The organism is Ferrovibrio sp. GW821-FHT12D07 (genome assembly GCF_058807275.1).
Genome location: NZ_JBXAQN010000002.1, coordinates 290295 through 311281, shown reverse-complemented (window position 1 = coordinate 311281; position 20987 = coordinate 290295). Strand labels below are relative to the sequence as shown.

At 62.5% G+C, this 20987-nt stretch carries 18 protein-coding genes and 1 tRNA gene; 8 read left to right on the top strand and 11 right to left on the bottom strand.

The annotated features are described in order from the left end of the window. Positions 1-35: 35 nt before the first annotated feature. Positions 36-959, top strand: coding sequence for a 2-dehydropantoate 2-reductase (panE, locus tag AC1RRE_RS13300; protein WP_492981667.1), 924 nt, complete (start codon positions 36-38; stop codon positions 957-959). A 6-nt stretch (positions 960-965) separates the two neighbouring features. Here panE and AC1RRE_RS13295 read toward each other — a convergent pair whose 3' ends face one another. The 5 genes from AC1RRE_RS13295 to AC1RRE_RS13275 all read right to left on the bottom strand — a co-directional run bounded on the left by AC1RRE_RS13295 (position 966) and on the right by AC1RRE_RS13275 (position 6752). Then, entirely contained in the window at positions 966-1766 is an 801-nt protein-coding gene (locus AC1RRE_RS13295) for an adenylate/guanylate cyclase domain-containing protein (RefSeq protein WP_492981666.1), read from the bottom strand. Between the two features lie 324 nt (positions 1767-2090). Next, positions 2091-2167 (bottom strand) — tRNA-Ile (locus tag AC1RRE_RS13290). A gap of 89 nt (positions 2168-2256) precedes the next feature. Then, positions 2257-4344, bottom strand: a complete 2088-nt coding sequence (rpoD, locus tag AC1RRE_RS13285) for an RNA polymerase sigma factor RpoD (RefSeq protein ID WP_492981665.1) — start codon at positions 4342-4344, stop codon at positions 2257-2259. Between the two features lie 64 nt (positions 4345-4408). After that, positions 4409-6241 (bottom strand): DNA primase, encoded by a 1833-nt coding sequence (dnaG, locus tag AC1RRE_RS13280; protein ID WP_492981664.1) that lies wholly within the window; start codon positions 6239-6241, stop codon positions 4409-4411. Between the two features lie 52 nt (positions 6242-6293). Further along, positions 6294-6752 carry a GatB/YqeY domain-containing protein gene (locus tag AC1RRE_RS13275; protein WP_492981663.1) on the bottom strand — a complete coding sequence of 153 codons (459 nt, stop codon included), beginning with the start codon at positions 6750-6752 and terminating at the stop codon, positions 6294-6296. A gap of 292 nt (positions 6753-7044) precedes the next feature. On the opposite strand from AC1RRE_RS13275, the gene carA reads away from it, so the two are divergent. From carA to AC1RRE_RS13250, 5 genes are read left to right on the top strand one after another with little or no spacing between them, the layout of a single operon-like run. Continuing rightward, entirely contained in the window at positions 7045-8220 is a 1176-nt protein-coding gene (gene carA / locus AC1RRE_RS13270) for a glutamine-hydrolyzing carbamoyl-phosphate synthase small subunit (RefSeq protein ID WP_492981662.1), read from the top strand. A gap of 30 nt (positions 8221-8250) precedes the next feature. Continuing rightward, entirely contained in the window at positions 8251-11484 is a 3234-nt protein-coding gene (carB, locus tag AC1RRE_RS13265) for a carbamoyl-phosphate synthase large subunit (protein ID WP_492981661.1), read from the top strand. A gap of 21 nt (positions 11485-11505) precedes the next feature. Beyond that, positions 11506-11979 (top strand): transcription elongation factor GreA, encoded by a 474-nt coding sequence (greA, locus tag AC1RRE_RS13260; protein WP_492982933.1) that lies wholly within the window; start codon positions 11506-11508, stop codon positions 11977-11979. A gap of 14 nt (positions 11980-11993) precedes the next feature. Then, a complete protein-coding gene (locus tag AC1RRE_RS13255) occupies positions 11994-12860 on the top strand; it encodes an alpha/beta hydrolase (RefSeq protein WP_492981660.1) in 867 nt (288 codons plus the stop codon). Positions 12861-12869: 9 nt separating this feature from the next. Continuing rightward, positions 12870-13562: a response regulator transcription factor gene (locus AC1RRE_RS13250; protein WP_492981659.1), complete on the top strand. Its 693-nt coding sequence runs from the start codon at positions 12870-12872 to the stop codon at positions 13560-13562. 17 nt (positions 13563-13579) lie between these two features. Here AC1RRE_RS13250 and AC1RRE_RS13245 read toward each other — a convergent pair whose 3' ends face one another. Continuing rightward, positions 13580-14335, bottom strand: coding sequence for an enoyl-CoA hydratase/isomerase family protein (locus AC1RRE_RS13245; protein ID WP_492981658.1), 756 nt, complete (start codon positions 14333-14335; stop codon positions 13580-13582). Positions 14336-14457: 122 nt separating this feature from the next. On the opposite strand from AC1RRE_RS13245, the gene AC1RRE_RS13240 reads away from it, so the two are divergent. Next, positions 14458-15291, top strand: a complete 834-nt coding sequence (locus AC1RRE_RS13240; RefSeq protein WP_492981657.1) for an MBL fold metallo-hydrolase — start codon at positions 14458-14460, stop codon at positions 15289-15291. Continuing rightward, positions 15291-16139 carry a class I SAM-dependent methyltransferase gene (locus AC1RRE_RS13235; RefSeq protein WP_492981656.1) on the top strand — a complete coding sequence of 283 codons (849 nt, stop codon included), beginning with the start codon at positions 15291-15293 and terminating at the stop codon, positions 16137-16139. Before AC1RRE_RS13240 ends, AC1RRE_RS13235 begins: the two co-directional genes overlap by 1 nt. Here the strand turns inward: AC1RRE_RS13235 and AC1RRE_RS13230 are convergent. From AC1RRE_RS13230 to AC1RRE_RS13210, 5 genes are all read right to left on the bottom strand, one after another. Beyond that, complete coding sequence (locus tag AC1RRE_RS13230) at positions 16136-16573, bottom strand: response regulator (RefSeq protein ID WP_492981655.1); 438 nt, start codon at positions 16571-16573, stop codon at positions 16136-16138. The two genes, AC1RRE_RS13235 and AC1RRE_RS13230, sit on opposite strands and share 4 nt — an antisense overlap. Positions 16574-16582: 9 nt before the next feature. Beyond that, the gene (locus tag AC1RRE_RS13225; protein WP_492981654.1) at positions 16583-16951 is read right to left on the bottom strand and encodes a response regulator; all 369 of its coding nucleotides are present in this window, start codon (positions 16949-16951) and stop codon (positions 16583-16585) included. Positions 16952-16960: 9 nt separating this feature from the next. Next, positions 16961-18697, bottom strand: a complete 1737-nt coding sequence (locus AC1RRE_RS13220) for a PAS domain-containing sensor histidine kinase (RefSeq protein ID WP_492981653.1) — start codon at positions 18695-18697, stop codon at positions 16961-16963. Between the two features lie 92 nt (positions 18698-18789). After that, complete coding sequence (locus tag AC1RRE_RS13215) at positions 18790-19956, bottom strand: ABC transporter permease (protein WP_492981652.1); 1167 nt, start codon at positions 19954-19956, stop codon at positions 18790-18792. Between the two features lie 5 nt (positions 19957-19961). Next, the gene (locus tag AC1RRE_RS13210) at positions 19962-20987 is read right to left on the bottom strand and encodes an ABC transporter permease (protein ID WP_492981651.1); all 1026 of its coding nucleotides are present in this window, start codon (positions 20985-20987) and stop codon (positions 19962-19964) included.

Below are 20987 nucleotides of genomic sequence, written 5' to 3'. Positions count from 1 at the left end.
GACAGATTGATGCGTCATCCTGAGAGGGGAATTCCATGCGTATTCTGGTGGTGGGTGCGGGGTCGACCGGCGGTTATTACGGCGGCCGGCTGGCCCAGGCGGGCCGCGATGTCACTTTCCTGGTCCGCCCCGGCCGTGCAGCCCAGCTGCAGAAGACCGGTCTGCAGATCGTCAGTCCGGTGGGCGATGCTAGCCTGACGCCGACGCTGGTCACGGCCGACAGGATTGCCGGGCCCTATGACGCCGTGCTGCTGACGGTGAAGGCCTATTCGCTGGAGGCCGCGCTGGCCGACATGGCACCGGCGGTCGGGCCTGAGACCATGGTCATCCCCGTGCTCAATGGCATGCGGCATGTCGATGCCATCGTGGCGCGCTTCGGGCAAAAGGCGCTGATCGGCGGCCTGTGCCGCATTCCGGCCCAGCTCGACGATGATGGCCGGGTGATACAGATGGGCAAGTTCCATGATCTTGCGTATGGCGAGATGGATGGCAGCATCACGCCGCGCATCCAGAAGCTGGATGCCGCGCTGAAAGATGCCGGCTTCGACGCCAGGCTGACGCCGCATATCGAACGCGAGATGTGGGAAAAATGGATTCTGCTGGCGGCGCTGGGCGGCATCTGCTGCCTGATGCGCGGCGCGGTGGGCGAGGTGGTGGCCGCGCCGGGCGGCACGGCGTTCGCGGCCAGCCTGGTGGATGAGGTGGTGGCGGCGGTCAAGGCCGTCGGCGTTGCGCCCAGCGAGGCCTTCGTGGCGAATACCCGCGAGACGCTGACCAAGCAGGGCTCGGCGCATACCTCGTCGATGTATCGTGATCTGCTGAAGGGCAATGCTGTCGAGGCCGACCAGATCGTCGGCGACCTGATCGCCCGCGCGAAGGAGACCGGCATGGCAATGCCGCTGTTGTCGCTTGCCTATGTCAACCTGTGCGCCTACCAGAGCCGTCTCAAGACGGCCTGAGCCGGATCAGTCGCGCTTGGACGGCCAGAGCCGGCGCGGATCGACGCCATAGGGGAAGCGCAGGACCAGCATCAGCGCGATGCCCATCATCGGCCACTGGAACCACAGCCGGCCGGGCGAGGTCGCCAGGTTGATGATGATCAGTGCGATCAGCACGGCGCCGAAGCGCCAGGCGTTCCGCTTCCACTTGAGCAGGGCGGCTTCTGTTTCGTCGGATGCAGGTGAAATGGACCTTGCGGGCTCGATAGGACGCACCGCGTGCGGTGCATCGGCGCTGCCCATCTGCACGCGATAGGCCTGCACCGGCTCGGCGATATTCTTGATTTCGCGCGCGCCGATGAAATCGAAGCCCAGATCGAGCTTTTTGCGCACCTGCTCGAACACCATGCCGGAAATGCAGACGCCGCCGGGCTCGGCCAGCGATTCAAGCCGGGCTGCGATATTCACGCCCTCGCCATAGATGTCGTTGCCGTCAATCATGACGTCGCCGATGTTGATGCCGATGCGGAACTGCATGGCCGGGGCCATCGGTTCGTCGAGGTTGCGCAAGGCAAGGCGGCGCTGGGTTTCGACGGCACAGAACACGGCCTCGACCGGCGAGGAGAATTCGGCCAGCAGGCCATCGCCCCAGGTGTTGATCAGGCGGCCGTGATGGCGCTCGATCTCGGCCACCATCACTTCGCGATACTGCTTCAGCCGCGTCACCGTGCCGACCTCGTCGCGCTCGACCAGCGCGCTGTAGCCCTGCACGTCGGCGCAGAAGATCGTTGTCAGTTTGCGGCGGATGCTGTCGGCGGCCTCGGTCATCGGAAATCGTCCCCTCGTATGGTTCGAGTATACGCCGCTGCCCGCGGTCCGCTGAGGCTTTCAGCCCCGGCTGTGACGGCGGGCAATGAAACAGGGGCTGGCGTGTCTTGAATATATGTTCGATTTATGTTCTGATTTCAAGATCGCTGTTGTCCATCGTGAATACGACTTCCCTATTGGCTCCAATCGGACTCAATTGGCTCTGAACGGGATCGAACTGGCTCTCAATGGGACGGAATTGGCCCTGAATGGGCTCCGGCTGGCCCCCAATGGGACAGGTCTGGCCCATAGATATCAATGGTTTGAACGGAAAAGGGCAGGGAATGGTGGGCCCGGCTGGACTTGAACCAGCAACCAGACCGTTATGAGCGGCCGGCTCTAACCAGTTGAGCTACAGGCCCACATTCCCCTCTGACGAAGATAAAGTCCCCGTCATGAAAAAGGCCCCGGCGTTGAGACCGGGGCCCTGATCTCTGTCGCTCCGGACCGCTTACGTGTCCAGGAACGAACGCAACTTACGCGACCGGCTCGGGTGCTTCAACTTGCGCAGCGCCTTGGCTTCGATCTGGCGGATACGCTCGCGGGTCACCGAGAACTGCTGGCCGACTTCTTCCAGCGTGTGGTCGGTGTTCATGCCGATGCCGAAGCGCATGCGCAGCACGCGCTCCTCGCGCGGAGTGAGCGTCGCCAGCACGCGGGTTGTGGTCTCGCGCAGGTTCGAGTTGATCGCGGCGTCCACCGGCAGGACGGCGTTCTTGTCCTCGATGAAATCGCCCAGATGCGAATCTTCCTCGTCGCCGATCGGCGTTTCGAGCGAGATCGGCTCCTTGGCGATCTTCAGCACCTTGCGCACCTTCTCCAGCGGCATGCCGAGCTTGGTCGCCAGTTCTTCCGGCGTCGGCTCGCGGCCGATCTCGTGCAGCATCTGGCGGCTGGTGCGCACCAGCTTGTTGATCGTCTCGATCATATGCACCGGGATACGGATGGTGCGGGCCTGGTCGGCGATCGAACGGGTGATCGCCTGACGAATCCACCAGGTGGCGTAGGTCGAGAACTTGTAGCCGCGGCGGTATTCGAACTTGTCGACCGCCTTCATCAGGCCGATGTTGCCTTCCTGGATCAGATCGAGGAACTGCAGGCCGCGGTTGGTGTACTTCTTGGCGATGGAGATGACGAGGCGCAGGTTGGCCTCCACCATTTCCTTCTTCGCCACGCTCGCTTCGCGCTCGCCTTCACGCACCTGCTTGTAGATGCGCTTGAATTCCGAGATCGGCAGGCCGAACTCGGTGGCGATGGTCGTGATCTGCTCGCGGATCGGATTGATTTCCCGCGGAGCGGCCTCGCCGAAACGAGCCCAGCCCTTATGCGACTTCAGCTTGGCGACCTTGGCCATCCAGTTCGGATCGAGTTCCTGGCCGTCATATTGCTTGAGGAACTCGTCGCGCGGAATCTTGAAGCTCTCGGCCGAGCGCAGCAGCTTGCCTTCCAGCATCATCAGCCGCTTATTCAGGCCGTACATGCTTTCGACCAGGCTCTCGATGCGACCGTTGTTCAGGTGCACCGATTCCATCAGGACAATCATTTCCTGCTTGGACTTGGCATAGGCCTTGTCCTTGCGAACGTCGGCATCGGCATGTGCCAAAGCCGCCTGCAGGCGCTCTTCCTGCGTTTTCTGCAGCTTCTTGTAATGCTTGGCGATGGCGTCGAAGGCTTCCAGAACCTGCGGCTTCAACTGGGCTTCCATCGCGGCGAGCGACAGGTTGGCCTCGTCTTCCTCATCGGGTTCTTCCGGCGCGGCGGGAACTTCCGGCTCATCGCCAGGCGCCGCAGCTTTCTTCTTCTCGATCTTCTCGGCCTTCACCGGGGGCGGCGCGGCGGCAGCCGGCTTCGCCGGCTTGGCGTCCACCTTCGGCGGCGCGTTGGCGTCTTCGGCCTCGTCGGCCTCCACGCCATCCAGCGCGGCATTATCCGGACCGCCGGCGGAACCGCCCAGCGTCGCTTCCAGATCGACCACGTCGCGCAGCAGAATCTTGCCGTCCACCAGGTCATCGCGCCACTTCACGATGGCCTGGATGGTCAGCGGGCTTTCGCAGATCGCGCCGATCATCTTCTCGCGGCCGGCCTCGATGCGCTTGGCGATGGCGATTTCGCCCTCGCGCGACAGCAGCTCGACCGAACCCATTTCACGCAGGTACATGCGCACCGGATCGTCGGTGCGGTCGACCTCGGCCTTGGCCGGCGCGGTGGCGGCAGGGCCGTCGCCGTCGCCGCTTTCAGCGTCGCCGTCGGCTTCTTCCTTGTCGACAGCGGCTACGCCGCCATCTTCCTGCTCTTCGGACTCGACGATGGTGATGCCCATTTCAGACAGCATCGCCATGGTGTCTTCGATCTGCTCGGACGAGACATGCTCGGGCGGCAGCACGGCATTGATTTCGTCATAGGTGACGTAGCCGCGCTCCTTGGCCTTGGCCAGCATGCGCTTGATGGCAGCCATCGACGCGTCGATCAGCGGCGTGTCAACGGTCTCTTCTTTTTCGGGTGCTTCTGCGGTGTCAGGGGCCGCTGCCTGTTTTGCCATGCCGGGTCCTAACTGTCCTGTCTTGTAAAATGCTCAAGGCCGCCCGGTATGAGCGGCCTGTCGTTCAATCCGTATCCGATACCGAAACCTGACTGCGCGCCGAACCGACCTCTGCCTGTAAGGCCTGGAAGCGCTGCCATGCTTCGGGATTTGTGTTACTGGCCAGATCGGCCTCTGCCGCCGCCAGCTCCTGCTCCAGCTCCGCCAGACGGTACCGCTGCACAGCCTGCCACCACCCTCGCTCAACTTTGTCCGCCGGGGTATCGGCGCGCGCAAAGGGCTCCAGAATCCGGCCGGTCTCGCCAGTCACGAGGTCGAGCGCGGCTCCGAGTCCTCGCTGCCTGAGATGGGCTGCGAGAGCCTCGCCGTCAAGACCCGGATGGCGGGAGGCTTCTTCTAGAATCCGGCTCTTAAGGCTGTCAAGCGGCCCCGACGGGAAGCTCAGGCTGCCAAAGGCCTCGCCATGCTCCTCCAGCAGCCACGGATGGGCCAGAACGGCGGCCAAAAGCGCCCGTTCGGTCCGGCCCGGTGCTGCGTTAATGGGGCCGCCCACGGCCAAGGGGGGCAGGGGCTTGCCGAACTGGCCCTGGGGGCGATTAGGCCGGTTATTGGGGGTCCAGGTCCGGGTCGGGGCGAACAGGGTGCGCAGCCGGGTGCGGAAATGGTCGCGGTAATGGTTCTGGACCGCCGGATTCTTGATCTGGCCGGCCACCCCGTACAGTGCCGCTTCGAGGGCGGCCCGGCGTTCCGGCGTATCCAGCGGCCGGCCCTCGGTTTCCTTGCGCCACAGGATATCGGCCAGGGGGGCGGCGGCGGCCAGCACCCCGTCCATGGCGGCCCGGCCCTGGTTTTTGATCAGGTCGTCCGGATCCTGGCCGCCCGGCAGCAAGGCGAAGCGGAAGGACTTGCCTGGCTCGAGCATGGGCAGCGCCCGGTCGGCGGCGCGCATGGCGGCCCGGATGCCGGCATTGTCACCGTCGAAGCACAGGATCGGTTCGGCCGACATGCGCCAGAGCAGGACGATCTGGTCTTCGGTCAGCGCGGTGCCCAGCGGTGCCACGGCGTGATTGATGCCGGCCTGGCCCAGTGCGATCACGTCCATGTAGCCTTCGACCACGATCACCGTTCCGGCTTCTCGGGCCGCTTCACGCGCTATCGAGTGGTTGTAGAGATTGTGGCCCTTGTGGAAGAGCGGTGTCTCCGGCGAGTTCAGGTATTTCGCCGGTGCATCGGGATCGAGCGCGCGGCCGCCAAAGGCGATGATGCGGCCGCGGCGGTCGCCGATCGGGAACATCACACGGTTGCGGAAACGGTCATAACTTGCGCCACCGTCTTCAGGCTTGATGAGAAGCCCGCTCTCGATCAGCAGGTCTTCCGGCAGTTTGCGGGCCAGCATCGCCTCTTTCAGCGCCGTGCGGCTCTGCGGTGCGAAGCCCATGCGGAAACGTTCGACGGTTTCAGCTTGCAGGCCGCGCTTCTGGATATAGGCGCGAGCCTCGTTGCCGACGGCGCCTTTCAACTGCGCCTGATACCAGCTGGTGGCTTCCTCCATCACCTTGCCCAGCGTTGCGGCCTGCTCGGCCTTCTCGCGATCCTCTGGGCGCATGCGTGGCACATCGAGGCCGGCTTCGCCGGCCAGCAGCTCGACGGCCTCGGGGAAGCCCATGCCGCTGCTGCGCATGGTGAAGCCGATCACGTCGCCATGGGCGCCGCAGCCGAAGCAGTGGAAGAAGCCCTTGTCGTCGTTGACGGTGAAAGACGGCGACTTTTCGTTATGGAAAGGGCAGAGACCGGTGAACTCGCGGCCGCGCTTGATCAGGCGCACCGAACGGCCGACCACGCCCGACAGCGGCAGCCGGTTGCGCAGTTCTTCCAGAAAGGAATCGGGGAAGGCCATGCCGCTCCCTAAACGCCCATTCCAGCCGCGACTCGGAACGACTCGGGGCTGTTCAGCTGAGTTGAGCCTTCAGGATAGCCGCTGCCTTGCCGAAGTCCATCTGACCCGCGTATTTCGCCTTCAGAATCGCGACGGCCTTGCCCATATCCTTGATGCTGGCGGCACCCGACTCGGCGATGGCGGCCTTGGCGGCGGCCTCGACGTCCGAGTCGGAGAGCTGTTGAGGCAGGTAGCCCTCGATAATGACGATTTCTTCTTTTTCCTGGGTCGCCAGCTCCATGCGGCCGCCGGCCTCGAAGGCGGCAGCCGACTCACGGCGCTGCTTCACCATGTTCTGCAGCAGCGACAGGATGGCGCCGTCGTCGATGCCGGTGCGCTCTTCGGCCGAGGTGCGGGCGGCGATGTCCTTGTCCTTGATGGCGGCCAGGACCATGCGGATGGTGGCCAGACGCCGCGCGTCCTTGGCCTTCATGGCATCCTTCATCGCCTGGTTGAGCGTGTCGCGCAGCATCGCAGTCCTCTAGCGGTAGACGGAATCGGGGTGTTTTCGGAAGGCGCGCAGCATAGCCCAGACCACCACGCTGTGCAAAGCGAATAAGTATATGATTTTCATATGCTTTTAACCTTTCGGGCGGGGTTGACTGGGGCGGAAGTTTTGATATGGTCCGGCCTCGGTTGAAGCGGCGCCCGCCGCCGCCGCAATCATCGTGAACAGCTGTGCCGTACCGCCGGATGCGCTCGCCTCCGGTGGCTTTTTGCGGCCTGACGCCTGCGCCGCCCGACCCGAGTAAATGGAGCCCATCATGGCCGAGACACCGAAATACGCCGCACCGCCGGGCCCCGGCTATACCGGCGTTGTGGTGTTGGCGGATGGCAGCGTGTTCTGGGGCCACGGACTGGGCGCCGAGGGCGACAGCGTGGGCGAGGTCTGCTTCAACACCTCGATGACCGGCTACCAGGAAATCCTCACCGATCCCTCCTATGCCGGCCAGATCATCACCTTCACCTTCCCGCATATCGGCAATGTCGGCACCAACGCCGAAGACATCGAGACCCAGGGCATCGCCGCGCGCGGCCTGATCCTGCGCGCCCCGATCACCAGCCCGTCCAACTTCCGCAGCAACAGCCATCTCAACGACTGGCTGAAGCTGCGTAACCTGATCGGCATTTCTGGCATCGACACGCGCGCGATGACGCGCCGCATCCGTGACCAGGGCGCGCCGAACGGCGTGATCGCCCATCGCAAGGATGGCAAGCTCGATCTCGCCGCGCTCCACGCCAAGGCCAAGAGCTGGCCGGGCCTGGAAGGCATGGATCTCGCCGCCGAGGTCACCTGCCGCCAGACCTACACTTGGGACGAGACGCGCTGGCAGCTCGGCAAGGGTTACGGCAAGCTGACCAACCCGAAATTCCATGTGGTCGCCGTCGACTACGGCATCAAGCGCAACATCCTGCGCTGCCTGGCCGATATCGGCGCCAAGGTCACCGTCGTGCCGGGCAACGCCACGATGGAAGACATCATGCGGCACAAGCCCGATGGCGTGTTCCTCTCGAACGGCCCAGGCGATCCGGCGGCGACCGGCGAATACGCCGTGCCGACGATCAAGGCGCTGGTCGACAGCGGCAAGCCGGTCTTCGGCATCTGCCTCGGTCACCAGATGCTGGCGCTCGCGCTTGGTGGCAAGACCGGCAAGATGGATCGCGGTCATCGCGGCGCCAATCATCCGGTGAAGGACCTGGAGACTGGCAAGGTGGAGATCACCAGCCAGAACCACGGCTTCTGCGTGATCGAGGAAAGCCTGCCCAAGAATGTGGTGCGCACGCATGTGTCGCTGTTCGACGGCTCGAATGAAGGCATCAAGCTGACCGACAAGCCGGTCTTCTCGGTGCAGCATCATCCGGAAGCCTCGCCCGGCCCGCAGGACAGCCACTATCTGTTTGAACGCTTCGCGCAATTGATGGAGCAGAAGCGCGGTTGATCCGTGCTGCGCTTCGCTCCCAGGTGAATCATGCCCAAACGTACTGACATCAAAAGCATCCTGATCATCGGCGCCGGTCCCATCGTGATCGGCCAGGCCTGCGAGTTCGACTATTCCGGCACGCAGGCCTGCCAGGCGCTGAAGGCCGAGGGCTACCGCGTCATCCTGATCAATTCGAACCCGGCCACGATCATGACCGATCCGGGTCTGGCCGATGCGACCTATATCGAGCCGATCACGCCCGAGATCGTGGCGATGGTGATCGAGAAAGAACGCCCCGACGCGCTGCTGCCCACCATGGGTGGCCAGACCGCGCTGAACACCGCGATGAAGCTGGACGAGCAGGGCGTGCTGAAGAAATTCGGCGTCCGGCTGATCGGCGCCAGCCGCGAAGCCATCGTGATGGCCGAGGATCGCGAGCAGTTCCGTCAGGCGATGAACCGCCTGAAACTGGACATGCCGCGGTCGGGCACCGCCCACACGCTGGATGAAGCGCGCGCGCTGCTGCCCACCGTGGGCCTGCCCGCCGTGATCCGGCCGTCGTTCACGCTGGCCGGCACCGGCGGCGGCATTGCCTATACGCGCGAGGAATTCGACGAAATCGTCACGCGCGGCCTCGATGCCTCGCCCACCACCGAAGTACTGATCGATGAGTCAGTGCTCGGCTGGAAGGAATACGAGATGGAGGTTGTCCGCGACAAGAAGGACAACTGCATCATCATCTGCTCGATCGAGAATATCGATCCGATGGGCGTGCATACCGGCGACAGCGTGACCGTCGCCCCGGCGCTGACACTCACCGACAAGGAATACCAGATCATGCGCGACGCCTCGATGGCGGTGCTGCGCGAGATCGGCGTCGAGACTGGTGGTTCGAACGTGCAGTTCGCCGTCAACCCGGCCGATGGCCGCATGGTGGTGATCGAGATGAATCCACGCGTGTCGCGGTCCTCAGCGCTGGCTTCCAAGGCCACCGGCTTCCCGATCGCCAAGGTCGCCGCCAAGCTGGCGGTCGGATACACGCTGGACGAACTGATGAACGACATTACCGGCGTGACGCCGGCGTCGTTCGAGCCGACCATCGACTACATCGTCACCAAGATGCCACGCTTCACCTTCGAGAAGTTCCCGGGCACCGATCGCCTGCTGAACACCTCGATGAAGTCGGTGGGCGAGGCCATGTCGATGGGCCGCAGTTTCCAGGAGAGCCTGCAGAAGGTGCTGCGCTCGATGGAAACCGGCCTGACCGGCCTCAATGAAGTGACGATCGCCAATGCCGACGACACCGACGGCAAGGAAGCCATCGTTGCCGCGCTGGCCAAGCCGACGCCGGATCGCCTGCTGGTGATCGCCCAGGCCTTCCGCCATGGCCTGACGAGCGCCGAGATTCACGCCGCCTGCAAATACGATCCGTGGTTCCTGGAGCAGATCGAAGAGATCGTCCGGACCGAGGAGCAGGTCCGCAAGGCCGGTGTTCCCAAGGATGCCGAAGCCCTGCAGGCGCTGAAACGCATGGGCTTTTCCGATGCCCGTCTGGCCGAACTGGCCGGCAAGAAGGAAGCCGAGGTTTCGGCCGACCGCCGTAAGCTGGGCGTCGTGCCGGTGTTCAAGCGCGTCGATACCTGCGCTGCCGAGTTCGAGAGCAATACGCCGTATATGTACTCGACCTACGAATTCGGCCCGCAGGCCGAATGCGAGGCGCAGCCGCAGGACCGCAAGAAGGTAATGATCCTGGGCGGCGGTCCGAACCGCATCGGCCAAGGTATCGAATTCGATTACTGCTGCGTCCATGCCGCCTATGCACTGAAGGAAGCCGGGTTCGAGACCATCATGGTCAACTGCAACCCGGAAACCGTCTCGACCGATTACGACACCTCGGATCGCCTGTATTTCGAGCCGCTGACGGTCGAAGACGTCATGGAGATCGTGCGGGTCGAGCAGTCGAAGGGCACGCTGCTAGGCGTGATCGTGCAGTTCGGTGGCCAGACGCCGCTGAAGCTTGCCGCCGGCCTGGAAGCAGCAAAAGTGCCGATCCTCGGCACCTCGCCGGATGCCATCGATCTGGCTGAGGACCGCGAACGCTTCCAGCAGCTGCTGCAGAAGCTCGACCTGAAGCAGCCCGAGAACGGCATCGCGCGGTCGGAAGACGAGGCGCGCGCGGTCGTCGCCCGCATTGGCTATCCGGTCGTCATCCGGCCCTCCTACGTGCTGGGCGGCCGCGCCATGGAAATCGTGCGCAGCAACGCGCAGCTCGAGCGCTACATGACCGAGGCCGTGAAGGTCTCGGGCTCGTCGCCGGTGCTGATCGACAGCTACCTGTCGGATGCCATCGAAGTCGACGTCGACTGCCTGGCCGATGCCGAGACGCAGTTCGTCGCCGGCGTGATGGAACATATCGAAGAGGCCGGCATTCACTCGGGCGACAGCGCCTGCACCCTGCCGCCCTACAGTCTGGCGCCGGAAATCATCGCCGATATTAAACAGCAGACCGAAGCCCTGGCGCGTGCGCTCAAGGTGGTCGGTCTGATGAACGTTCAGTATGCGGTGAAGGACGGGGTGGTCTACATCCTCGAAGTCAATCCGCGCGCCTCGCGTACGGTGCCCTTCGTGGCCAAGGCCATCGGCGTGCCGCTGGCCAAGATCGCCTCGCGCGTCATGGCAGGCGAGAAGCTTGCCAGCTTCAACCTGCATGAAAACAAGGTCGACCATATCGCGGTGAAGGAAGCCGTCTTCCCGTTTGCCCGCTTCCCCGGCGTGGACATCATTCTCGGCCCCGAGATGAAGTCGACCGGCGAAGTCATGGGCATCGATCATGATTTCGGTACGGCTTTCGCCAAGGCGCAGATCGCCGCCGGCACCATTCTGCCGCTGCAGGGTAGTGTCTTCATCTCGGTCCGCGATAATGACAAGTCGGCCCTGGTGGATGCGGCACGCCGCCTGATCGCCATGGGCTTCGGCCTGGTCGGCACCACCGGCACGGCCCGTTTCTTCGAGGAGCACGGGATCGCGGTCAGCCGGGTCAACAAGGTGATGGAAGGGCGGCCGCATGTGGTGGATGCCATGAAGAACGGCGATATCCAGCTGGTCTTCAACACTTCCGAGGGTGCTGCGTCGATCCGCGACAGCTTTGACCTGCGCCGTACTGCCCTGATGAACAAGATTCCGTATTTCACCACCGTGGCCGGCGCCAAGGCCGCGGTGCGGGCCATTGAGGCCCTGCGCGGAGGGAGCCTTGCGGTCGCGCCCCTCCAAGCCTACTTTTAAAGGTCTGACAGGAAGGGAATGATGCAGAAAATCCCGATGACCGCAGGCGGCTACCAGCGCCTGGAGGCCGAGCTGAAGAATTTGAAGTCGGTCGAACGGCCGTCGGTGATCCGTGCGATTTCGGAAGCCCGCGAGCATGGCGACCTGTCTGAAAACGCCGAATACCATGCCGCCAAGGAGCGCCAGGGCTGGATCGAAAGCCGCATCCTGGAGCTGGAGGACAAGCTGCGCCGCGCCGAGGTGATCGACGTGTCGAAGCTGTCGGGCGAGAAAGTCCTGTTCGGTGCCACCGTTGTGCTGGCCGATGAGGACACCGACGAGGAAAGCACCTACCAGATCGTTGGTGCCGACGAGGCCGACATCAAGTCCGGCCTGCTGTCGATCACCGCGCCACTGGCGCGGGCCCTGGTCGGCAAGGCTGCCGGCGAAAGCGTTGAAGTCTCGACGCCGGGCGGCGCCAAGGCCTACGAGATCGTTTCGGTCGCCTTCAAGTAAGCGGGGCGGAGAGCATGCCGATGCTGGATCGTGCGGCTCTCGACAAGCTCTACAACAACCGGGCTGCAGTACCGACGCATCAGCGCGATCTTGACCGCTGGGCTGCAAACAGCAGCCGGACGCGGCAGGCACTGGGCCATCGCGCCGATATCGCCTACGGCCCGCATCCGCGCGAGACGCTCGACCTCTATACCCTGCCGCATGCGGACGGGCCGCTGCTGGTCTTCATTCACGGCGGCTACTGGCAGGCGCTGAGCAAGGCCGACAATGCTTTCGTGGCCTCGGGCTATGCCGGCGAGGCCGGCCTGGCCAATGTCGCGGTGATCAATTATCCACTGGCACCCGAGGCCGACATGGACCGCATCGTGGCCTCGATCCGTCGCGCGATCCTGTTCCTGTGGCGCGAAGCGGCGCCCCTGGGTTTCGACCCCGCCCGCATCCATGTCTGCGGGCATTCCGCCGGCGGACATCTGACCACCATGGCGCTGCTGACTGACTGGGCGCGGCTGGACGGCGCGGCGCCGGCCGATCTGATCAAGAGCGGTTTTTCGGTGTCCGGACTCAACGACCTGCGACCGATCCGGCAGACCTATCTGAACGAGAAGCTGGGGATGGATGATGCGGTGGCGGAGCGTAATTCGCCGTTGCTGCTGCTGCCGGATTTCACTGGACCATTGCCGCCATTGGTTTGCGCGGTGGGTGGAGCAGAAACATCAGCCTTTCATCAGCAACAGCACGATTTTGTGATAGCCTGGCAGGGTCTAGGGACCAGCCGCGTGACTGCGGTCACAGTGCCAGACCGGCATCATTTCGATATCATCGACGAGCTGGCGCAACCCGGCACGGCCATGCATCGCGCAATGGCAGCCATGCTGCGCTGAGGGGGAAAGATGAGCGGACCCAAACGCCTGCTTCTGGTGGACGACGATACGACGCTGCAAAGCCTGTTGGCTGAACAGCTCGAGACCACCCGTGAATTCTCGACGCTCTGCGTCAACGATGCGGCCGCTGCGCTGCAGACCTTGCCGGGCGAACATTTCGATCTGGTGCTGCTGGATGTCGGCCTGCCCGACATGGACGGTCGTGACCTGTGCCGCAAGATGCGCGAGCAGGGCTTGCGCGCGCCGGTGATCATGCTGACCGCGGCCGACGGCGAGGCCGACACGATCCTGGGGCTGGAGTCCGGCGCCAACGACTATGTCACCAAGCCCTTCAAGCTGGGTGTGCTGCTGGCTCGCATCCGGGCGCAGCTGCGGCAGTTCGAGCAGAGCGAGGACGCGGTCTTCGCCATCGGACCCTACAGCTTCCGTCCGTCCAACAAGATGCTGCTGGATACCGAGAAGGCCGGCAAGAAAGTGCGGCTGACCGAGAAGGAAACCGCAATCCTGAAATATCTGCTGCGTGCCGGTTCCAAGCCGGTGCCACGCGAAACCCTGCTGGCCGAGGTCTGGGGCTATAATGCCGGCGTTTCCACGCATACGCTGGAAACCCACATTTATCGCCTGCGCCAGAAGATCGAGCGCGATCCGGGCGTCGCCCGGCTGCTGATCACCGATCCAGGCGGCTATCGTCTGCAGCCGTGAAGCTCGGGCGGCGCCGATCAGGCGCCGGTGAATTGCGGCGGGCGTTTCTCCGCCAGGGCCTGGCGGCCTTCGACATGATCGGCGGTACGGAAGCTGGCGGCGGCACGGTCGCGTGCGGCGCGCTCGTCGAACAGGCCGGCGGCGATTTCATTCAGACTGCGCTTCATGCCCTGCAGCGCCAGCGGAGCGAGGCTGGTCAGTGTCGTCGCCAGCGCCTGGGCGCGGGCGTCGAGTTCGGCCCCCGGAACTAGCCAGTCGAGGAAACCGGTGCGCAGCATCTCTGTCGCATCGAAGGTTTCGGTGGCGAGGAACAGCCGCTTGGCCGGGCCCAGGCCCAGCCGGGTGACAGCGCGCTTTAGCCCATGCGGATGGTACTGGATGCCGAGTTTAGCCGGCGGGATGAAGCAGCGGATGCCCTCGGCACCCAGGCGGAAATCGCAGGCCAGCGCCAGATCGGTGCCGCCGCCATAAACGCCGCCCTGCAGCACGCAGATCGTGGGGAAGGGGAAAGCCTCCAGCCGGTCACAGACGTGTTCCAGCGGATTATCGCGCCAGTCATGACCGGCCACGGATCCGAAATCGACGCCGGAACAAAAGCTTTTGCCCTGAGCACGCAGTAAAAGTGTGCGGATATCGGACCGTTTCCCTAACGTCATCAACTCCGCGTCAAGGGCCTGCAGATCGGCGATTTCCAGGGCATTATGCTTTTCAGGCCGGCAAAATGTGATGGCCGCCAAGGAACCTTGGATTTCGGTAATAAACGCTTGAGACATGCGTATGCCCGCCCTTAATCTTGTTCATGACAGATTTCCGCACAGACCTCGCCGACCGGCAAGGATCAGTCGGCACAGAAGGCACTCCATCCCTCGACGCTGACGGGAAAAAGGAGGCCCAGGTGGGGGTTGACGATTTTTACGTGCGCTTCTGGGGCGTGCGCGGCAGCATTGCCGTCGGTTCACCAGAAGTCATGCGCTATGGCGGCAACACTTCGTCGATCGAGGTGCGGTGCGGCGCGCATACGCTGATCTTTGACACCGGCACGGGCGTCCGGGCGCTGGGCGTTGCCCTGACCGGCCGGCAAGAGCCGATCGATGCGGATGTCTTTTTCAGCCATACCCATTACGACCATGTCTGTGGCCTGCCGCATTTCTGCCCGGCCTTCGATCCGCGCAATACGTTCCGCATCCATGCCGGCCATGTTACCGATAACGGCGGCATCAAGGGCGTGCTGAAGCAGATGATGTGCTCGCCGCTGTTCCCGGTGCCGCTGGAAATCTTCCAGGCCAAGATCAGCTTCCATGATTTCGACCAGGGTGCCGTGCTGCATCCGCATCCGGGCGTCACAGTGCGCACTGGCCCGCTCAGCCACCCCGATCTTGCGACCGGCTATCGCGTCGAGTATCAGGGCAAATCGATCTGCTATCTGACCGACACTGAGCATCCCGAGCAGGGCATAGACCAGAATATCCTCAAGCTGATCCAGGGCGCCGACATCGTCATCTATGACTCGATGTATACCGACGAGGAGCATAGCTGCCGCAAGGGCTGGGGCCATTCCACTTGGCAGGCCGGCGCCAAGCTTTGCGACGCGGCGGGCGTGAAGACTTTCGTGGTCTTCCATCATGACCCCGAGCATGACGACGCCTTCATGGACAAGGTGGCGGCCGATGTCGCCGCCGCACGGCCCGGGTCGGTGGTGGCCCGCGAGGGCCTGGTCCTGCGTCCCTGATGTCGCGCGTAACCTGGCGCCGGCTCCGCATGGGGCTGCAGACCATACTCGGCTTGCGCCGGCAGGGTTTTTTCATTCCCTATCGCTATGCCGATACCGTTGCGCCGCATCAGCCGCTGTATGACGGCATCGCCACGCAGTTCGCTGCGGCGGAAGGCGTTTTCCTTGACTTGCTGCGCCGCGCCGACACTTATGCCGATGCGCTACTCCGTATTGCCAATGATGGTGCTCCGCAGCCGGCGCCGCGCTTCACGCAGAGCTGGTTCCCCACGCTGGATGCCGTGGCAGCCTATACGCTGGTGCGCCAGCACGCGCCGCGCCGCATCATCGAGATCGGCTCCGGGCATTCGACCCGCTTTCTGGTCCGTGCCGTGGCCGATGCCGGCATCCCGACCGAAATTACCGCCATCGATCCGCAGCCGCGCTCAGCGCTGAGCGGACTGGATGTACGCTTCCTGCCGGCTGTGGTGCAGACCGCTGATCCGGCGGTGTTTACGACGCTGCAGGCCGGCGACATTCTGTTCATCGATTCCAGCCATATCCTGATGCCGGGCAGCGATGTCGACTGGCTGTTCAATCGCGTGCTGCCGGCATTGCCGAATGGCGTGCTGGTGCATATCCACGACATCTTCATGCCGGACGACTATCCGGCCGAATGGGCCTGGCGCGGCTATAACGAGCAGCAGCTGATCGGCCCGCTGCTCACCGGCGGCTTCAAGCCGCTGTTTGCCAGCCATTATGCGCGGACACGGCTAGCGCAGGCGGTCAGTGGCAGCATCGTCGGCCGATTACCGCATATGGCGGAATCCCTGCCGGCCAGCCTGTGGCTGATAAAGCCCGCGATCTAGATTGCCCTGTTCTGCTTGGGTGGCGGCGCGTTCATAAGGACAGTCCTGATCTTTTCTTCCAGTTGCCTCGCCACAATCGGCTTGATCAGGAAAGCGTTGGCGCCGGCATCGCGGGCGGAGAGAACCTTCCCCTTTTCACGATAACCGGTGATAACGATTACGGGTACGCTGCCGTAGGTCATCTGCCTGTCTTCAGGTTCCCGCAGCTTTCTCATCAGATCCAGACCGGTATGGTTGCCCATGTTGAAGTCGGTCAGGATGAGATTGAAGTCATGTGTCATGAGGAGGCGCGCCGCCTCATTGACCGAGCGGGCAGTGGTAATCTCGACAAAACCGATGCGGCGCAGCAATCGCGGTATAAGGTCGATCATGTCGTACTGGTCGTCGACGACCAGGACGCGGTAAGACGAATATGCAGGCAGAACGACAGACATGGGACCTTCTCAGTGAGGCAGGAGGGCGTCGATCTTGGTGATCAGACGCTGTAGATCGACCGGCTTGGTGTCGTAGTCCGAGCAACCGGCGGCAAGGCACTGCTCGCGATCGGCCACCAGGGCGCGGGCGGTGAGGGCCACAATGGGTGTGGCGGCGAAATCAGGCTGCTGCCGGAGGCGTCGGACGGTTTCCAGGCCATCAATGCCTTCACCCAGACCGATATCCATCAGAACAACGTCCGGGTGTTCATGTACGGCGACAGTCAGGGCTTCCTCGCCGCTGGTGGCGAGACAGACATGATAGCCACGCCTCATCAGGCGGCGCGACAGCATGTCCCGGTTCATCTCATTGTCTTCAACGATCAGAATCTTCAGCATGCTGTGCGGTCAGTCGGTCAACTGGGCGGGGATTTCAAAGGCGAATGTCGAGCCGGTGCCGAGAGTGGATGTGACGCTGATGTCGCCGCCCAGCAAACGGGAAATCTTGCGACTGAGGGCCAAGCCCAGGCCGGTGCCACCGAATTTCCGCGATGCATAGACATCGCCGCGATTGAACTGGTCGAAAATGACCTCGATCTGGTCTTCGGCGATGCCGATACCGGTGTCCTGAACCGAGAACGATACCCATGACTGGCCATCGCGTTCCGTGGACTGGACGATCAGGGATACCGTGCCATTCTTGGTGAACTTCGCGGCATTCGACAGAAGATTGATGACGGTCTGTCGGGCTTTCGTGACATCGGTATTCAGTGATCCGATGGTGGCGCGATTCTCCACCACAAAGTCGTTTTCATTTTTATCCATCAGGCGGCGACAGACGGCGCATACGTCGTCGATGAAATCGGCGATCTCGACATGTTCAGGCAGGATTTCCATTTTTCCCGCCTCGATCTTCGCCAGATCGAGGATGTCGTTTACCAGAGCCAGTATATGCCGGCCGGATATACGAATGCGGCGCAAGTCGCTTTTTAGCGTTTCATTGGCACTGCTTTCATGATCCTCGATCAGCATCTCGCTGTAGCCGATGATGGCATTCAGCGGCGTGCGCAGTTCATGGCTCATGCTGGCGAGAAAGTCGGTCTTCGCATCGGAGGCGGTTTCAGCGCGATTTCTGGCTTCCGCCAGTTCTTGCTCCACCCGCTTGCGTTCATCGATCGGCAGAAATGCATTCACCCATGCCATGCGGCCATTATGGCGAACCGGTCGGGCAGAAAGTTGTGCCCAGAAAGGCCGGCCCTCAGAATCGCACAGTTGAGCTTCGTATTCATCATACGGCTCCATGCGTCGCTGCTTCCGGGCGATGCTGTTGTAATCATCCGGGTTTACGAAAAATCTCTTGTTCGTATGGGGTGAGTCTTTTTCGGATGACGGAGAACCGAAAACCTCGATTGCCCGCTGGCTGGCATAAAGCGGCATGTCGCCATCAGTCAATACGAGCGGAAACGGAAGCGCTTCGATCAGGTCATGCTGGGCCGTGACCATGGCATCCTGCGTTTCCAGCCGTTCGGCGAGCAAGCGCGTGCGATCTGCGGAATCGTGGACATAGTCCAGGAAGCTCAACCACAGGAGATGTCCGATCAGGATGAACCAGATCGCGGCCACGACGATGGCGGCGGTGATGATCCGGGTTTCGGTCTGGTCAAGTATGACGGCATTCACAAGCATGCTGAGCAGCAGCGGGGCCGAGCACAGCATGCAACTGACAGGCAGATAGGAAAGCGCTGGCGTTGCGCCTAATGCCAGGAAGCAGAAAATTCCAACCTGGACGCCGAATTGTTCGGGAGATAACGCGGGCAGAAGCAGGGCGGCCGTTATCGCCCAGGCGATGCCCATGGCCGCGGCATGATAAGGTGTTGTGCGCAGCAGGCGGTGTGTACGGGATTGCCGGCGCGGGGCCTTGCGCAGCTTGAGCCACGTAAAGAACATCGGCGCATTGCAGATGGCTTCTGCGATCAGGCCGTAAACGGCCCCTGATGTCATGACGGCATCGGGAGCATGCAAATACGTCAGGATTCCAATGACGGTGTTTCCGAATACGAGAAACGGCATCATTTGGACAAGATGCGCTTTTTGATGCATGCGGATGTCGTCGACATACCGCTGAGGCTCGGAAATCCAGATCACGATTCATCCCAGACAAACTCTGGAGAATCTAATCCCGCGCGCAGTGAGAGAGAAGCGCTTGAAACGTGATTTAGTTTTTGCGTTTCGGATGATTAGCGATACGGGTCTGCCGCATCGCGCAGGCCGTCACCGAAGAAATTAAACGCAAGAACGACAATGATCACGGGTATGGCGGGCGCCATCAACCAAGGATAAAGCGCGACTACATTGATATTCTGCGCTTCGTTGAGGAGTACACCCCAAGAGGTTATGGGCGGACGTAAGCCCAAGCCAAGAAATGATAATGCGGTTTCGCCAAGGATCATCGACGGCACCGACAGCGTGGCGGATGCAATCAGATGGCTCATGAAACTGGGCAGCAGATGGCGCCCAATAATACGTTGGGGTGATGCGCCCATCAGCTTTGCTGCCGTGGCGAAGTCCTCCTCGCGCAGGGCCAGCAGCTTGGATCGCACAGCACGCGCCAGCCCTGGCCAGTCGAGCAGACCAAGGATGATGGTGATGCCGAAATAGACCAGGATCGGCGACCAGGTGACGGGCAGGGCGGCCGAGAGCGCCATCCACAGCGGCAGTTCGGGCAGCGAGCGGATCAGTTCGATCAGGCGCTGGATCACATTGTCGATCCAGCCGCCGTAATAGCCCGATATGCCGCCCAGCACGATGCCGATGATGAAGCTGATGGCGATGCCGATCAGGCCGACGGTCAGCGAGATGCGGGTGCCGTAGACGATGCGGGAAAAGATGTCGCGTCCGAGACGGTCTGTTCCCATCAGGTAGAAGGCGCCATCTTCGGCCGGGCAGACGAAGTGGAAGCTCATCGGCACCAGGCCCCAGAAGTCGTAATCATCACCCTGGCAGAAAAAGCGCAGCTTGTGCACCTTGGTCGTGTCGGGACTGTATTCGCGCTTCAGGGTTTCGGTATTCATCTTGAAGCGCAGGCCATAAACGAACGGCCCGACGAAGCTGCCTTCGTGGAACAGATGAATCTCGTGCGGCGGCGCATAGATGCCACGCGGATTGCGGGTCTGCAGATTGTAGGGTGCGATGAATTCCGAAAACAGCGTGGAAGCATAGATCAGCAGCAGCACCACGCCACTCCACAGCCCGAGGCGATGGCGGCGGAATTTCCACCACATCATCTTCCATTGCGAGGCGCGGTAATACTTTTCCTGTTCGGGCGTCATCGCCTCTACGGAATAGGGATCGAAGGGCCTGGGGTTGACCCAGTGTTCGACCGGCGGGCGGTTCTGGTTGCTCATGACGCCTACTTCGCCTGTCCACCGGTGAGGCGGATTCGCGGATCAAGCAGCGCGAGCAGGATATCGGAGACCAGCATGCCGATGACGGTCAGCAGGGCGAGAAACATGAGGAAGGAGCCGGCCAGATACTGATCGAGCGACTGCAATGCCCCCAGCAGCATGGGACCTGCCGTCGGCAGGCTCATCACCACCGAGACGATGACCGAGCCTGAGACGATGGAAGGCAGGAGGTTGCCGATATCGGCGATGAAGGGGTTGAGCGCCATGCGGATGGGGTATTTCACCAGCAGGCGCAGCGGCGGCAGACCCTTGGCGCGCGCGGTGGTGACATACTGCTTCTGCAGCTCATCCAGCAGGTTGGCGCGCAGGCGGCGGATCATTGCTGCCGTGCCCGAGGTGCCGATCACGATGACCGGCACGATCATGTGGACCAGGAGGGAACGGATCTTTTCCATGTCCCAGGGTGCATCGACCAGTTCCGGATCAACCAGACCGCCCATGCTGATGCCGAACCACATATTGGCGTAATAGAGCATCACCAGCGCCAGCAGGAAGTTCGGCGTCGCCAGCCCGATATAGCCGAACAGCGTGAAGCCGTAATCACCCCAGGAATACTGCCGGGTCGCCGAATAAACGCCGATGGGGAAGGCGACCAGGTAGATGAACAGGATGGTGAAGAAGTTGATGATCGCCGTCATGGCCAGACGGTCGCCGATCAGCTCGCCGACCGGCCGGTTGTATTCAAACGACCAGCCCCAGTCACCCTGCAGCAGGCCGGAAAAGCCGTTGGGCCCGGACCAGAAGCCCATCCAGATGGCGTATTGCTCAAGCAGCGGCCGGTCCAGTGCATATTGCCGGCGCAGAAATTCCGCGCGCTCCAATGCGCTGGTCTCGCCCTGTGCGCGCAGTTCCGCGATCTGGTTGGTCAGATAATCGCCTGGCGGCAGCTTGATGATCAGGAAGATCAACAGGCTGATGACCATCAGGGTGGGGATCATCAGCAACAGGCGACGGGCAAGATAAGTCAGCAT

Bases quoted from the DNA above. Each gene is read 5' to 3' on its own strand.
- AC1RRE_RS13250 (WP_492981659.1), top strand. From the start codon at position 12,870: ATGAGCGGACCCAAACGCCTGCTTCTGGTGGACGACGATACGACGCTG.
- AC1RRE_RS13275 (WP_492981663.1), bottom strand. From the start codon at position 6,752: ATGCTGCGCGACACGCTCAACCAGGCGATGAAGGATGCCATGAAGGCC.
- carB (WP_492981661.1), top strand. From the start codon at position 8,251: ATGCCCAAACGTACTGACATCAAAAGCATCCTGATCATCGGCGCCGGT.
- AC1RRE_RS13235 (WP_492981656.1), top strand. From the start codon at position 15,291: ATGTCGCGCGTAACCTGGCGCCGGCTCCGCATGGGGCTGCAGACCATA.
- AC1RRE_RS13230 (WP_492981655.1), bottom strand. From the start codon at position 16,573: ATGTCTGTCGTTCTGCCTGCATATTCGTCTTACCGCGTCCTGGTCGTC.
- AC1RRE_RS13225 (WP_492981654.1), bottom strand. From the start codon at position 16,951: ATGCTGAAGATTCTGATCGTTGAAGACAATGAGATGAACCGGGACATG.
- AC1RRE_RS13245 (WP_492981658.1), bottom strand. From the start codon at position 14,335: ATGTCTCAAGCGTTTATTACCGAAATCCAAGGTTCCTTGGCGGCCATC.
- dnaG (WP_492981664.1), bottom strand. From the start codon at position 6,241: ATGGCCTTCCCCGATTCCTTTCTGGAAGAACTGCGCAACCGGCTGCCG.
- carA (WP_492981662.1), top strand. From the start codon at position 7,045: ATGGCCGAGACACCGAAATACGCCGCACCGCCGGGCCCCGGCTATACC.
- AC1RRE_RS13255 (WP_492981660.1), top strand. From the start codon at position 11,994: ATGCCGATGCTGGATCGTGCGGCTCTCGACAAGCTCTACAACAACCGG.
- AC1RRE_RS13215 (WP_492981652.1), bottom strand. From the start codon at position 19,956: ATGAGCAACCAGAACCGCCCGCCGGTCGAACACTGGGTCAACCCCAGG.
- AC1RRE_RS13210 (WP_492981651.1), bottom strand. From the start codon at position 20,987: ATGCTGACTTATCTTGCCCGTCGCCTGTTGCTGATGATCCCCACCCTG.
- rpoD (WP_492981665.1), bottom strand. From the start codon at position 4,344: ATGGCAAAACAGGCAGCGGCCCCTGACACCGCAGAAGCACCCGAAAAA.
- panE (WP_492981667.1), top strand. From the start codon at position 36: ATGCGTATTCTGGTGGTGGGTGCGGGGTCGACCGGCGGTTATTACGGC.
- greA (WP_492982933.1), top strand. From the start codon at position 11,506: ATGCAGAAAATCCCGATGACCGCAGGCGGCTACCAGCGCCTGGAGGCC.
- AC1RRE_RS13295 (WP_492981666.1), bottom strand. From the start codon at position 1,766: ATGACCGAGGCCGCCGACAGCATCCGCCGCAAACTGACAACGATCTTC.